The 13,415-nt window shown below is 66.9% G+C and carries 12 protein-coding genes and 1 tRNA gene; 11 read left to right on the forward strand and 2 right to left on the reverse strand.

The features are described 5' to 3' along the window. The first annotated feature begins 29 nt into the window (after window positions 1-29). The 11 genes from K320_RS0100980 to K320_RS0101035 all read left to right on the forward strand — a co-directional run bounded on the left by K320_RS0100980 (window position 30) and on the right by K320_RS0101035 (window position 10,711). On the forward strand, window positions 30-974 hold the full coding sequence (locus K320_RS0100980; protein WP_029695682.1) for an alpha/beta fold hydrolase: 945 nt from the start codon (window positions 30-32) through the stop codon (window positions 972-974). Continuing rightward, window positions 971-3,247, forward strand: a complete 2,277-nt coding sequence (locus K320_RS0100985) for a RelA/SpoT family protein (RefSeq protein WP_051384806.1) — start codon at window positions 971-973, stop codon at window positions 3,245-3,247. Before K320_RS0100980 ends, K320_RS0100985 begins: the two co-directional genes overlap by 4 nt. A gap of 52 nt (window positions 3,248-3,299) precedes the next feature. Beyond that, window positions 3,300-3,376: transfer RNA gene (locus K320_RS0100990), tRNA-Val, on the forward strand. Window positions 3,377-3,479: 103 nt separating this feature from the next. Beyond that, the gene (locus tag K320_RS0100995; RefSeq protein ID WP_024537044.1) at window positions 3,480-4,550 is read left to right on the forward strand and encodes an adenosine deaminase; all 1,071 of its coding nucleotides are present in this window, start codon (window positions 3,480-3,482) and stop codon (window positions 4,548-4,550) included. Window positions 4,551-4,557: 7 nt separating this feature from the next. Beyond that, window positions 4,558-5,280, forward strand: coding sequence for a phosphoserine phosphatase SerB (gene serB / locus K320_RS0101000; protein WP_024537045.1), 723 nt, complete (start codon window positions 4,558-4,560; stop codon window positions 5,278-5,280). A gap of 439 nt (window positions 5,281-5,719) precedes the next feature. Next, a complete protein-coding gene (locus K320_RS18500; RefSeq protein WP_245593814.1) occupies window positions 5,720-6,373 on the forward strand; it encodes a phosphotransferase in 654 nt (217 codons plus the stop codon). 24 nt (window positions 6,374-6,397) lie between these two features. Beyond that, window positions 6,398-7,546: a glycosyltransferase gene (locus tag K320_RS0101015; protein ID WP_024537048.1), complete on the forward strand. Its 1,149-nt coding sequence runs from the start codon at window positions 6,398-6,400 to the stop codon at window positions 7,544-7,546. Window positions 7,547-7,559: 13 nt separating this feature from the next. Further along, on the forward strand, window positions 7,560-7,967 hold the full coding sequence (gene crcB, locus K320_RS0101020) for a fluoride efflux transporter CrcB (protein WP_029695685.1): 408 nt from the start codon (window positions 7,560-7,562) through the stop codon (window positions 7,965-7,967). Window positions 7,968-8,036: 69 nt separating this feature from the next. Continuing rightward, the gene (locus tag K320_RS0101025; protein ID WP_024537050.1) at window positions 8,037-8,903 is read left to right on the forward strand and encodes an LOG family protein; all 867 of its coding nucleotides are present in this window, start codon (window positions 8,037-8,039) and stop codon (window positions 8,901-8,903) included. Window positions 8,904-9,107: 204 nt separating this feature from the next. Continuing rightward, window positions 9,108-9,416 carry a c-type cytochrome gene (locus tag K320_RS0101030; protein ID WP_024537051.1) on the forward strand — a complete coding sequence of 103 codons (309 nt, stop codon included), beginning with the start codon at window positions 9,108-9,110 and terminating at the stop codon, window positions 9,414-9,416. Between the two features lie 11 nt (window positions 9,417-9,427). After that, complete coding sequence (locus tag K320_RS0101035; protein ID WP_024537052.1) at window positions 9,428-10,711, forward strand: NAD(P)/FAD-dependent oxidoreductase; 1,284 nt, start codon at window positions 9,428-9,430, stop codon at window positions 10,709-10,711. A gap of 65 nt (window positions 10,712-10,776) precedes the next feature. Here the strand turns inward: K320_RS0101035 and rmuC are convergent, their stop codons facing one another. Then, window positions 10,777-12,396 (reverse strand): DNA recombination protein RmuC, encoded by a 1,620-nt coding sequence (rmuC, locus tag K320_RS0101040; RefSeq protein ID WP_034342228.1) that lies wholly within the window; start codon window positions 12,394-12,396, stop codon window positions 10,777-10,779. Between the two features lie 48 nt (window positions 12,397-12,444). Continuing rightward, window positions 12,445-13,410, reverse strand: coding sequence for a 2-hydroxyacid dehydrogenase (locus K320_RS0101045; protein WP_029695687.1), 966 nt, complete (start codon window positions 13,408-13,410; stop codon window positions 12,445-12,447). Window positions 13,411-13,415: the final 5 nt, after the last annotated feature.

Genomic DNA, 13,415 nt, shown 5'->3' on the forward strand with positions numbered 1-13,415 from the left:
ACAGCCATTATTGATCGCTGCGCTGCAACATGGATACACCGATTGAACCCACCCTGCACCACGTCACCTGCCCCGGTGCTGTCGCCCAAGGCAGGGCCGAGGGTCACCGCATGGCGTACTGGGAATGGAACGCCACCGGCGACCCGGCACACCCGCACGTCATCGTCTGCGTGCATGGCCTGTCGCGCCAGGGGCGGGATTTCGACACGCTGGCGCGCGCGCTGGCGCCGCAGGCCCGCGTCATCTGCCCCGACGTGGTCGGCCGCGGCGAAAGCGACTGGCTGCAAGACCCGCAGGGCTACCAGATTCCGCTGTACGGCGGCGACATGCTGGCCATGCTGGCGCAGGTGCACAGCGAAGGCGCGATCCAGGCGCTGGACTGGGTCGGCACCAGCATGGGCGGGCTGATCGGCATGGGGCTCGCGGGGCAGCCCGGCCTGCCCCTGCCCGCGCCGATACGCCGGCTGGTGCTCAACGACGTCGGGCCTTCGCTCAACTGGGAGGCGCTGCAGCGCATCGGCCAATACCTGGGCGCCCCGCTGCGCTTTGCCAGCGAGCAGCAGGGCGCCGACGCGCTCTGGGCCATCTCCACCTCCTTCGGTCCGCATACGCCCGGGCAATGGCTGGCGCTGAGCCGCCCCATGCTGCGCCCCGCGCCGGAAGGCGGCTTCAGGCTGCACTACGACCCGGCGATCGCCATCCCGTTCAAAAGCCTCACGCCGCAGATGGCCAGGGACGGCGAAACGCTGGTATGGCAGCTCTACGACCAGATCAAGGCCGGCACCCTGCTGCTGCGCGGCGCTGTGTCCGATCTGCTCACGCCCGACACCGCGGCGCAGATGCTGCAGCGCGGTCCGCGCCCGCGCATGATGGAGTTTGCCGGCATAGGACATGCCCCCACGCTGGTGGCCGCCGATCAGGTGGCCGCCGTCACGCAATTTCTGTTCGCGCCGGAGGCAACGCAGAACGCATGAAGAGCAGCACGCTCCCGTTGACGACAGCGACCGCGACCGCGGCAGCGGCAGCGACGACAGTGCGCAGCGAGGCACAGCGCCCGGAGCCGCTGCCGCATCTGATCGCCGCCACGGCCAACGCCGTCGCGGATCTGGACCTGCACCCGCAGGAAGCACTGCGGCGCGCGCGCGCCTTTGCCGAACCGCTGCTGGCGGGCGAAACGCTGGACTCCGGTGAAAACACGCTGGCGCATGCCGACGCGATCGCGCAAATCCTGCGCCAGCTCGGCAGCTCCGAGACCATGCAGGCTGCCATCTACCTGGTGCACACCTGCGCCCACCTGGCGCGGCCCGAGGAGATCATCGCCAAGGCCTTCAGCCCCAACTTCGCGCAGCTGGCGGTGGAAACCACCAAGCTCATGCGCGTGCAGCGCGTGGCGCGCGAAGCGCACACCACGCGCATGCCGATGGACAGCACGCAGCTGCAGACCGAGAACGTGCGCAAGATGCTGCTCGCATTCTCGCGCGACCTGCGCGTGGTGCTGCTGCGCCTGGCCTCGCGCCTGCAGACCATGCGCTACTACGCGTCGGTCAAAAAGCCTGTTTCGCCCGCGATGGCCAGCGAGACGCTGCAGGTCTTCGCGCCGCTGGCCAACCGCCTGGGCATCTGGCAGCTCAAATGGGAGCTGGAAGACCTGGCGTTTCGCGGGCTCGAACCCGACACCTACCGCGACGTGGCGCGCCTGCTCGACGAAAAGCGCACCGAACGCGAGGCCTATGTCGAGCAGCTGCGCACGCGGCTGGAACACGAGTTGCGGGCGCAGGGCATACAGGCCAAGGTCTCGGGCCGGCCCAAGCACATCTACAGCATCGTCAAGAAGATGCGCGGCAAATCGCTCAGCTTCGACCAGGTCTATGACCTGCACGCGCTGCGCGTCATCGTGCCCAGCGTGAAGGAGTGCTACGCCACGCTGAGCTGGGTGCACAGCCACTACCAGTCGATCGAATCCGAATTCGACGACTACATCGCCAAGCCCAAGCCCAATGGCTACCAGTCGCTGCACACCGTGGTGCGCGACGCGGATGGCAAGGCGATCGAGATCCAGATCCGCAGCCAGGCCATGCACGACCATGCCGAAAGCGGCGTGGCGGCCCACTGGGCCTACAAGGAAGCGGGGACCAAGGGCTACGCCGGCGTGAGCGCGGCGAGCGACTACGACGCCAAGATCGCCGTGCTGCGCCAGCTGCTCGCGTGGGAGCGCGACCTGGCCGGCAGCGCCAGCCACAGCACGCTGTTCGAGGATCGCATCTACGTGCTCACGCCCGACGCCGCGGTGATCGAGCTGCCGCAGGGCGCCACGCCGGTGGACTTCGCCTATGCGGTGCACACCAGCGTCGGTCACCGCTGCCGCGGCGCCAAGGTGGACGGCAGCATGGTGCCGCTCAACACCGCGCTGCAGAACGGCCAGACGGTGGAAATCACCACCGCCAAGGAAGGCCGCCCCTCGCGCGACTGGCTCAACCCGGAACTGGGCTACTTGACCAGCCCGCGCGCCAAGGCCAAGGTGCGCGCCTGGTTCAACGCCGAACAGCTGGAGCACACCATCGCCCGCGGACGCGAGCTGGTGGAAAAACTGCTGCAGCGCGAGGGCAAGACCGCCCTCAGGCACGACGACCTCGCGGCGCAGCTGGGTTTCAAGACGGCGGAAGCCTTGTTTGAAGTAGTGGGCAAGGACGAGCTCTCGCTGCGCTCCATCGAACAGCTGCTGCGCCCGCAGCCCGCGGACGCGTCAGTGGTGCCGGAGCCCTCCACGCGCAGAAAGGCCCGCAGCGATGCCGCCGGCCAGGGCGCCGTGCTGGTCGTCGGCATAGGCTCGCTGATGACGCAGCTGGCCAAGTGCTGCAAGCCCGCGCCGCCCGACGACATCCGCGGCTTCGTCACGCGCGGCAAGGGCGTGAGCGTGCACCGCGCCGATTGCAGCAACTTCCGCGAGCTCGCCGCACGCCACGAAGAGCGCGTGATCGACGTCGCCTGGGGCCATGACGCACGCCCCGAGCGCGAGGTCTACCCCATGGACGTGGCCATCGAAGCCACCGACCGCCAGGGCCTGCTGCGCGACATCTCGGATGTCTTCACGCGCGAGAAGACCAACGTCATCGGCGTGCAGACGCAATCCGTCAAGGGCAGCGCCTGGATGGTCTTCACGGTGGAGGTGCCCGACACCGAGCGGCTGAACAAGGTGCTCGCCATCGTTGCCGCCGTGCCGGGCGTGCGCACGGCCCGCAGGCGCTGAATTTCGGCGATCCTCCGTTTTTTCTTGCTAGAATCGCATGCTTCGGTAGAACAGGCGCGTAGCTCAGCTGGTTAGAGCACCACCTTGACATGGTGGGGGTCGTTGGTTCGAGTCCAATCGCGCCTACCAATGAAATCAAGCACTTGCGTGAAAACGTCGGTGCTTTTTTGTTGGCGGCACGGAGAAAGTGTGCAAAAGCCGGGCGCACATCAACCGGTGGTATGTTCCAGCCATGACCACCCCGGAGCCCGCCTTGCCGCCCAAGCTGCCACCGATTGTCGATGAGCGCCTGCCCGCGCTGCTGGCCGCCATGCCCAAGGCGGAGCTGCATATCCACATCGAAGGTTCACTCGAACCCGAAATGATCTTCCAGCTGGCGCAGCGCAACGGCATCGCCCTGCCCTATGCCAGCGTGCAAGCACTGCGCAGCGCCTATGCGTTCACTGATCTCCAGAGCTTTCTGGACCTGTACTACCAGGGCGCCGGCGTGCTGCAGAAAGAACAGGATTTTTACGATCTGGCGCTTTCCTACCTTGCGCGGGTAGCTACGGAAAATGTAGTATGTGCAGAGATTTTTTTCGACCCGCAGACACACACAGCGCGCGGCGTGGCGATGGAAACCGTGGTGCACGGCCTCGCGCGCGCCTGCCGGGATGCGCAGGCCAGGCACGGCATCAGCGCCAGGCTCATCCTGAGCTTTCTGCGCCATCTCTCCGAACGCGAAGCCTTCGAGACGCTGGAACAGGCGCTGCCGCTGCGCGAGCATTTCATTGCCGTGGGGCTGGATTCGAGCGAGCTGGGCCATCCGCCGGAAAAATTCGAGCGTGTGTTTGCGCGCTGCCGCGAGCTGGGGTTCCATATCGTCGCGCACGCCGGCGAGGAAGGCCCGCCCGCCTACATCTGGCAGGCGCTCGATCTGCTGCATGCCGAGCGCATCGATCACGGCGTGCAGGCGGTGCACGACGCGGCGCTGATGCAGCGCCTGAAGGCCGAGCGCATCCCGCTCACGGTCTGCCCGCTCTCCAACCAGAAGCTGCAGGTGTTTCCCGATCTGCGCCAGCACAATCTCAAGGCGCTGCTGGACGCCGGCTTGGTGGCGACGGTCAACTCGGACGACCCGGCCTACTTCGGCGGCTACATGAACGAGAACCTGCACCAGGTCTTCGCCGCCACCGGCATGAACGCCGGCCACGCCTGGCAGCTGGCCGCCAACAGCTTTGACGCGAGCTTTGCCCCGGCCGCCGACAAGGCGCGCTGGCACCAGCAGCTGAGCGAGGTGTTCGAGCGCTTTGCCACCCGATAATCACCGCATGACAAGTACCGAAGCACCGCGCGAAATCGCGCCTGGCCTCGTCGTGCAGGGCATCGCCACGCCGCTCTGCCTGGGCGATTTCAAACTGCTGGCCTGCGACATGGATTCGACGCTGATCAGCATCGAATGCGTGGACGAAATCGCCGCCGCCGTCGGCAGGAAGGCCGAGGTCTCGGCCATCACCGAAGCGGCGATGCAAGGCCATATCGCCGATTACAAGGAAAGCCTGCGCCAGCGCGTGGCGCTGCTCGCGGGCGTGACGCTGGCGCAGCTCGAAGCCATCTACGCCGAGCGCCTGCGCATCAACCCCGGCGCCGAGGCGCTGATGCGGGCGGCGCAGGCCGCGGGCCTGGCAACGCTGCTGGTCTCGGGCGGTTTCACGTTTTTCTCGGACCGCGTCAAGGCACGGCTCGGCATCCGGTTCGCGCGCTCCAACGTGCTTGAAATTTCCAACGGGCGCCTGACCGGGCGCATGGTGGACCAGAGCTGGGGCGACATCTGCGACGGCGCCGAAAAGCGCCGCGCCCTGCTGGAGCTGGCCTCCCTCATGGGCATCGCGCCGCAGCAGGCGATTGCCATGGGCGACGGCGCCAACGACCTGCCCATGATGGGCGTTGCCGGCCTTTCCGTGGCCTACCACGCCAAGCCCGCGGTGCGCGCGCAGGCGAATGTGGCCATCAACGAAGGCGGACTGGACCGCCTGTTGGACGTTTTTGCATGAACAGGCGCGCGGTCCCTGCGCTTTTGCACTCGGGTCACGCAATACGATCGTGCTAAAGACTGCGCGACAAACCCGCGCAGTCCAGCAATGCAAAATCACACAGAAAGAGGGAGCACCATGACCAGCGACACACCGCCGACTTGGGAAGAGCAACTGGGCGAGCAGGCTGCTGCTGCCCTGGCAGCCAACCCATCCCTTCCCCGATCGCGCCAGCGCCCGACGCTCACGCTGATCAGCTGGAACCGCTCGGTGGCGGATTCACAGAAGGTCTACCGGATCGAGCACGGCGCACGCCCCAGTGACCGCTACGTGTTGCTGGTATCACCGCAAGACTTCCCCGACGCAAGCGCCGACGAGGCCGCGCGAATGCAGGCCATGAAGGCCAGGCTGGGACCGCGCACCGGGCGCGTCATCCTTGACGTGCTTGGCCAAGGCCGGGTTGGCGGCCGTTCGTTTTTCATCGTGCCGCACTGCAGGCCGCTGCCGCACGGACGCTTCGCGGGCCGCATCGCGCGCTGGCGCGCGCAAGGCCCGGTACTGCAGTGGCTGCGCGAGGTCTGCGCGCTGGGCGTCGGCACACCGCACACCGCACACCGCACACCGCACACCGCACACCGCACACCGCACACCGCACACCGCACACCAGGAGTTTCTCGCTTCTCTCGCCGCCTTGCAGGACATGGCCGCGCTGCCTGATGGGCTGCGCCGCGCCGCACAGGAGCAGGCACGCCTGCTGAATGCGGGCGAGGTGCGCGCCCACCACGTCCCGATGCACGGCGACCTGTGGAAAGGCAACATCCTGCGCCAGCACGACGGCAGCCTCGCACTCATCGACTGGGCAGGCAGCGAAGTCCAGGGCTATGCGATGTACGGGCTGATCCGCGCCGCCATTTCGCTGGGCGTGTCGCGGCGGCGCCTGGCCGTCGAGATCGAGTGGCATCGCCAGGCCCTGGGCGGCTCAAGACACCTGCCGGAGCTGCACCTGCTGGGCGCGCTCGGGCACTACGCACGGCACCTGGGGGAATTTCCGCCGGATCGATTCGCCACGTCGGCGCAAGAATGTTACGCCGTGTTCCTGTCGGCGCAAGCCTGAACCACCATGCCTGCAGCACACGCCATGTCCCATGCCTCAGCATGCCTGATCGTCTCTCCCATTCCCGTCCTGCGCGCCGGCGATCAATGGCGCACGCTGGACCTGTGGGCGCGCGACGTGAACGCGCAATGCACGCAGATTCCCGTGACGCTGGTCTGCCCGGTCGCCGCCCAGCTGTCGCACCACCACGCGCCACTGGCCCCCGCGATCCGCGTCATCGCGCAGGACGACCGCGATGCGCTGGCACATGCCATCGCCCGCGCCCGCTTCGTGCAGATTCCAGGACACACAGGCTGGCGCAATTCGGCCCTGGCACGCCAGGTCCTGAAGCTCGCACGCAGCCAGGGCAAGCCGGTGTTCCTCGGCATCTCCAGCAACCGCGCGCGCACGGCGCTGCTCAACAGCCGCCAGCACGGTGTGGCACGCTACGCCCTGGGACTGCTGCGTTATGCCGACATCCGCTTCACCCAGCGCTGGCTGGCGCGGCGTTGCACCGGCGTTTTCGTGGTCGGGGCCGGGCTCACCGCGCTGGTGCGCGGTGCCAACGCCAACGTGCATGTGGGCATTGCCAGCTGGGTCAGCGCACAGGACATCCAAACCGAGCGCCCACCCGCGCCGCCCACACTGCGCATCTGCATGGCGGGGCGGCTTGAGCCGATGAAGGGCTTTTCCGTCGGACTGGCGGCGCTTGAAGCCCTCAAGGCGCGGATGGCCATGGACATCACGCTGATCGGCAGCGGGCCCGAGGAAGCGGCGCTCAAGGCAGCCGCATCACAGCGCGGGCTGCACGTGCGGTTTCTCGCGCCCATCGCCTACCCCGGGCCGTTTTTTGCGCTGCTGGACCAGCAGGACCTGGTCTTGCTGACCAACCTGAACGACGAGCAGCCACGCCTGGTGTTCGACGCGCTGTGCCGCGGCGCCCTGCCCGTATGCCCCGATGCGGCGGCCTATGCCGCGCTCGGTCTGGACCGGCTCCTGCTTTACCGCCAGGGCGATGCACAGGCGCTGGCACAATGCGTCCGCGGTCTTGAAGATCCCGATGTGCGCGGGGAATTGCGTGTGCTGTCCGCCGCACTGCTGCAACGCCATACCCTCGATGCCATGCATAGCGATCGCCTCGCATGGATGCAGACTTCGGCCGCACGTATTGGCTCCGCACCAGCCAGCCCCTGACCTGTCCAGCCCCATGCCCGCCAGCCTGCCCGCCGTCCTCGCCATCTGCATCGGCGCAAGCGCAGGCGCACTGTCGCGCTGGGTGCTGGGCATCTGGCTCAACACCCCTGGCGCCTTCCTGCCCTGGGGCACGCTGGCCGCCAACCTGATCGGCGGCTACCTGATCGGGCTGGCCATTGGCGCCTTTGAAGCCTGGCCGCAGATCGATCCCGTCTGGCGGCTGGCGCTGGTCACCGGCTTTCTGGGTGCACTCACCACGTTTTCCACCTTCTCCGCCGAGGTGGTGGGCCTGCTCACCCAGGGGCGGCTGGGCCACGCGCTGGTGGTCGCCACGCTGCACCTGGCAGGGTCGCTGACCATGACCTGGCTTGGGCTGCAGACACTCGCGCCGCTCATGGCCCACGCAAGGTCTGGGTTATAACGCTATTTTTTGTGGAGCTGCCAGCGCAACAGTGACGCGCGGCAGTGGCATTTTTTATCAAATTTCGCCATGGAATCCAATACCGAACTGCAGGACGCCCGCCTCACCGAAATGTGGGGTGAGCTGCACCGCAACACCACCAACGGCGATCCGTTCCAGCCCAACGCCTACCGGCTCGCGTTCATCGATCCGGAGTTTCTGCAGCGGCGCGAAACCCGTGGCATCCGCTTTCAGCTGGAGCTGCTCAAGCCGGACCTGAACCTGATGGAGCAGGGCATAGAAAGCACCGTCGTCGTCTACGGCAGCGCGCGCACCCTGGCGCCGGACGAGGCCGCGGAGCAGCTGGCCCAGGCACGCGCAAGCGAAGACGCCGAGCGCATCCGGCTGGCCGAGCGCGCCGTGAAGAACAGCCACTACTACGCGCAGGCCCGGCACTTCGCGCGGCTGGTGGCCGAGTACAGCCAGACCCGCCCAACCAGCGAACGCCTGACGATCTGCACCGGCGGCGGCCCCGGCATCATGGAAGCCGCCAACCGCGGCGCGCACGATGTGGGCGCGCCCAACATCGGGCTCAACATCACGCTGCCGCACGAGCAGAGCGGCAACCGCTTCATCACGCCGTCGCTGTCGTTCAAGTTCCATTACTTCGCGCTGCGCAAGATGCACTTCATGATGCGCGCCAAGGCGCTGGTGGTGTTTCCGGGCGGCTTCGGCACGCTGGATGAACTCTTCGAGGTGCTCACGCTGGTGCAGACGCGCAAGGCCAAGCCGGTGCCCATCGTGCTGTTTGGCAGCAGCTTCTGGCAGCGCGTGCTGCATCCGGAGGTGATGGTGGAAGAAGGCACGATTTCCGCCCAGGATCTCGAACTCTTTCACCTGACCGATGACCCGCAGGAGGCGTGGGAGCTGATCCGCGGCTTTTACAGCCTGCCGTAAGAGCGCGTTCAAAGAGCGCAGGCGTGGCTGCCGCGTGCATCCACCGTAAATTCAGGGGTAAACCCTCAGCCTTGCGAGCGGCGCACGCCTCTAAGATACATAAGGCAGCACTGAAACTGGCTGTTGTTGCAGCAGCCAGTTTCAAGACTGCCACGGCCATCACTGATTTTCCGCCCCCTACTGTCCAAAGGAGGACGCCAAACCATGAACCGAGCACTCGCTCTCGCATTGACCGCCGCGCTGGCAAGCGCAGCCCCTCTCTCCCAGGCCCAGACTTCGCCCACGCAGGTAAAAAGCTGGGCCGCGGGCTGTGCCAGCTGCCATGGCACCAACGGCCAGGCCCAGCCCGGCATGCCGCCGCTGGCCGGCAAGAACGCCGCCGACATGACGGACAAGCTGCTCGCCTACAAGAGCGGTGCGGCGCCGTCAACCATCATGACGCAGCTCGCCAAGGGCTACTCCGACGATCAGCTCAAGGCGATCGCCGGCTATTTCGCAGCGCAGAAGAAGTGAGGAGCAGCACCATGGATCGTCGTCAATTCATTCGTGCGGGTTCTGCCGCTTCCGCCGTCTCCGTGCTGGGCATCACCGCCGGCTGCGCTTCCGTCGGCGGCGGCGCGGGCGGCAAGGTGGTCGTCGTCGGTGGCGGCTACGGCGGCGCCACGGCCGCCAAGTACATCCGCATGTGGTCCGAGGGCAAGATCGAAGTCACCCTGGTGGAGCCCAACGCCACCTTCATCTCCTGCCCCATCTCCAATCTGGTGCTGGGCGGTACCAAGACCATGGCCGACATCACCACGCCGTACGACAACCTCAAGGCGCGCCACGGGGTCAGGATCGTGGCGGACCGGGTCAGCGGCATCGACATGGACAAGCGCCAGGTCAGCCTGGCCGGCGGCGGCACCCTGCCCTATGACCGCCTGATTCTCTCGCCCGGCGTGGATTTCATGTGGGAGAGCCTGCCCGGCATGAACAAGCCCGGCGCGCAAGAGAAGATCATGCACGCATGGAAGGCCGGTCCGCAGACCGTCACGCTGCGCCAGCAGCTCGAAGCCATGCCCGATGGCGGCGTGTTCGCCATGGCCATACCGCTGGCGCCCTACCGCTGCCCGCCCGGTCCGTATGAGCGGGCCTGCCAGGTGGCCAGCTACTTCCAGAAGGCAAAACCCAAATCCAAGGTGCTGGTGCTGGACGCCAACGACGACGTCACCTCCAAGGGGCCGCTGTTCAAGAAGGCCTGGGCCGACCGCTACAAGGGCGTGATCGAATACATGCCCAAGCACCGCCTGGTCGATGTCGATGCCGTCACCAACACCCTGAAGTTCGATTTCAACGACGACGTGAAGGCGACGGTGCTCAACGTCATCCCGCCGATGCGCGCGGGCGACGTGGTGGCCAAGGCGGGGCTTGCCACCGCCAACAACCGCTGGAGCGAAGTGGATTGGATCACGATGGAGCATGCCAAGGCCAAGGGCGTGCACATCCTGGGCGACAGCACGCTGAGCGCGCCGCAGATGCCCAAGTCGGGCCACATGGCCAACCAGCATGGCAAGGTGGCAGCGGCGGCCGTGGTCGCCATGCTCTCGGGCCGTGCGCCGGATCAGCTCCCGATCTACAACAACACCTGCTACAGCTTCGTCAGCGCCACCGATGTGGTGCACGTGGCCAGCGTGCACCGCTACGAGGCCGACAAGAAAACCATGGTTCCGGTGCAGGGCTCGGGCGGCGTTTCCGGCGCCGCCAGCGAGATCGAAGGCCGCTTTGCCATGGCCTGGGCGCGCAACATCTGGGCCGACTCGCTCGCCTGATGGCTTTGCCTTGACAACGCAAGGGGCGCCTGGCGCCCCTTTTTCATGCGAATTCCGGCGCCCGCCTACTCCTGCGGCAGCCCGTCCAGCGGCGGTACGTCGGGCGCGGGCAGCTCCTGCACGTCGCGCAGCTTGCGCTGGATGGCGCGGGTGCGCACGTCCACCTGCTCGAACTTCTTCGCCGCCGCGTCGATCGACTTGCGCGTGGCGTCCACGGCCTCGCCGAATTTGGCGAATTCGGTCTTGACCTGGCCGAGCACGCCCCAGACTTCGGAAGAGCGCTTCTCGATCGCCAGCGTCTTGAAGCCCATCTGCAGGCTGGAAAGCATGGCGGCGAAATTGGCCGGGCCGGTGATCATCACGCGCGCCTCGTTCTGCAGCGCCTCCACCAGCCCGGGGCGGCGCATCACCTCGGCAAACAGGCCCTCGGTGGGCAGGTAGAGCACGGCAAAGTCGGTGGTGTATGGCGGCGCCACGTACTTGGCGTGGATTTTTCTGGCCTCCAGCCGGATCGAGTTCTCGAAGGCATTGCCCGCGGCGGCGATGGCGCCGCGGTCGGCCGCCTCCTGCGCATCGATCAGGCGCTGGTAATGCTCCACCGGGTACTTGGAATCGACCGGCAGCCACACCGGCGCCTCCTCGCTCTTGCCCGGCAGGCGGATGGCGAATTCCACCAGTTCGTCGCTGCCCGGCACGGTCTTGACGTTGCGCCCGTACTGGTCGGCCGTGAGCACGTTGTCGATCAGCGCCGCCAGCTGCATCTCGCCCCAGGTACCGCGCGTCTTGACGTTGGTCATCACGCGCTTCAGATCGCCCACGCTGCCGGCCAGCGTCTGCATTTCGCCCAGCCCTTTGTGGACCTGCTCCAGCCGCTCGCTCACCAGCTTGAAGGATTCGCCCAGGCGCTGCTCCAGCGTGGCGTGCAGCTTTTCATCGACGGTGCGGCGCATTGCTTCGAGCTTGGCGGCGTTGTCCGTCTGGATGGCCGCCAGGCGCTCGTTGAGCGCCTGGCGCAGCGCCTCGCCACCCTGCTGGTGGCTGGCAACCAGGCCCGTCAGCTGGCGCGTGAGCTCCTCGGTCGTCAGGCCGAGCTGCTGGCGCAACGCGCCCGACATGGTGGCAAGCTGCCCCTGGATATCGCCCTTGAGCGAATCCAGCGTGCCGCGCGTCACCTGTCCCAGCGCATCGAAGCGCTCCTGGATCTGCTGTCCCATGGCCTGCGTGCCGGCCGCCATGCCTTCGCGCGATTGCGCGCTGTCGCTGGCGAGCTGCTGCGCGGTGCCCGTCAGTTCCGTGCGGAAGGCGGTCAAGGCCTGGGTCTGCTCGGCACGCGACTGCACCAGCAGTTGTTCCAGGCGGGTCTGCAGCGCGCCAAAAGCCGACAGCAGCTCGCCGCGGCTGGCCCGCGCATCAACCGCCGCCTGCGCCAGGCGTTCGTCCAGCACCTCGCGCGTGACCTGGGTGAAGGCGCGCAATTGCTCGCCCATGCTGGCCAGCGCGCCGTCGTTGCGCGCCACCGCCAGCTGCGTGGCCTGCGTGGCGGCTTCCAGTGCCTGCAGCCGCTCGGGCCATTCGGCTGGCAAGGCCACGCGCGGGCGGCGCAGCAGCAGCACGAGGAGCAGCAGCACGACCAGCGCCAGCATGCCCAGCGCTACCAGCCACTCCAGAGGCAAATTACTACTCATTTAATAGCTTGTAGCACTTGCTGGGCATGCGCGAACGCCGGTTTTCACTCAATTGACTGGCGTGAGCGCGCCACGCCCATCGAAAAAGGCAATCAGGTTGTCCGCCGCCAGCCGCGCCATCGCCAGGCGCGTGGGCACGGTGGCACTGGCAATGTGCGGCGTCAGCACCACGTTGGGCAGCTCCAGCAGCGCCGGGTTCACATGCGGCTCGCCCTCGAACACATCCAGGCCCGCCGCGGCCAATCGCCCTGCCTTGAGCGCTGCCGCCAGTGCGTCTTCATCCACCAGCCCGCCGCGCCCGATGTTCACCAGCGTCGCCGTCGGCTTCATGCGCGCCAATTCGGGGGCGCCGATGATGTGGTGCACCTTTGGGGTGTAGGGCAGCACCAGCACGAGGTGGTCAGACTGCTCGAGCAGCGCGTCCATGCCCACATGGCGCGCCTTGCACAGGTTCTCGGTGTGCACATCGAGCCGGCTGCGGTTGTGGTAGATCACCTCCATGCCAAAGCCGTAGGCGCCGCGCTGGGCAATCCCCTGCCCTATGCGCCCCATGCCCAGAATGCCGAGCGTGCTGCCATGCACCTCGCAGCCGGCAAACATGTCGTAGCGCCAGCGCTTCCACTCCCCGGCGCGCAGGAATTTCTCGGACTCGAGCATGCGTCGCGCCGCCGCCATCAGTAGCGCAAAACCGAAGTCGGCCGTGGTCTCGGTCAGCACATCGGGCGTGTTGCTGCCGACCACGCCTGTCGCGCTCATCGCGGCCACGTCGAAATTGTTGTAGCCCACCGCCATGTTGGCCACGATCTTCAGCTGCGGGCACACGGCCAGCAGCGCTGCATCGATGCGGTGCCCGCCGGTGATGTAGGCGCCCTGCTTGTCGGCCAGACGCCGCGCAAATTCATCCTGGTGCCAGACCTCACCCTCAGCGATGGCCTCGACCTCGAAATGCTGCCTGAGCTTGTCCAGCACCTCGGGGAAAACAACACAGGCCACCAGCACGCGCGGTTTGGGCACGACAA

Origin of the sequence: Comamonas badia DSM 17552 (genome assembly GCF_000484635.1) — a bacterium.
In the GTDB taxonomy this organism is placed as follows: domain Bacteria; phylum Pseudomonadota; class Gammaproteobacteria; order Burkholderiales; family Burkholderiaceae_C; genus Comamonas_C; species Comamonas_C badia.

What these genes read in the sequence shown, in the direction of transcription:
- K320_RS0101025 (WP_024537050.1), top strand. Translation starts at nt 8,037, where the DNA reads ATGGAATCCAATACCGAACTGCAGGACGCCCGCCTCACCGAAATGTGG.
- K320_RS0101035 (WP_024537052.1), top strand. Translation starts at nt 9,428, where the DNA reads ATGGATCGTCGTCAATTCATTCGTGCGGGTTCTGCCGCTTCCGCCGTC.
- crcB (WP_029695685.1), top strand. Translation starts at nt 7,560, where the DNA reads ATGCCCGCCAGCCTGCCCGCCGTCCTCGCCATCTGCATCGGCGCAAGC.
- K320_RS0101015 (WP_024537048.1), top strand. Translation starts at nt 6,398, where the DNA reads ATGTCCCATGCCTCAGCATGCCTGATCGTCTCTCCCATTCCCGTCCTG.
- K320_RS0101030 (WP_024537051.1), top strand. Translation starts at nt 9,108, where the DNA reads ATGAACCGAGCACTCGCTCTCGCATTGACCGCCGCGCTGGCAAGCGCA.
- serB (WP_024537045.1), top strand. Translation starts at nt 4,558, where the DNA reads ATGACAAGTACCGAAGCACCGCGCGAAATCGCGCCTGGCCTCGTCGTG.
- K320_RS0100985 (WP_051384806.1), top strand. Translation starts at nt 971, where the DNA reads ATGAAGAGCAGCACGCTCCCGTTGACGACAGCGACCGCGACCGCGGCA.
- rmuC (WP_034342228.1), bottom strand. Translation starts at nt 12,396, where the DNA reads ATGAGTAGTAATTTGCCTCTGGAGTGGCTGGTAGCGCTGGGCATGCTG.
- K320_RS0100995 (WP_024537044.1), top strand. Translation starts at nt 3,480, where the DNA reads ATGACCACCCCGGAGCCCGCCTTGCCGCCCAAGCTGCCACCGATTGTC.
- K320_RS0100980 (WP_029695682.1), top strand. Translation starts at nt 30, where the DNA reads ATGGATACACCGATTGAACCCACCCTGCACCACGTCACCTGCCCCGGT.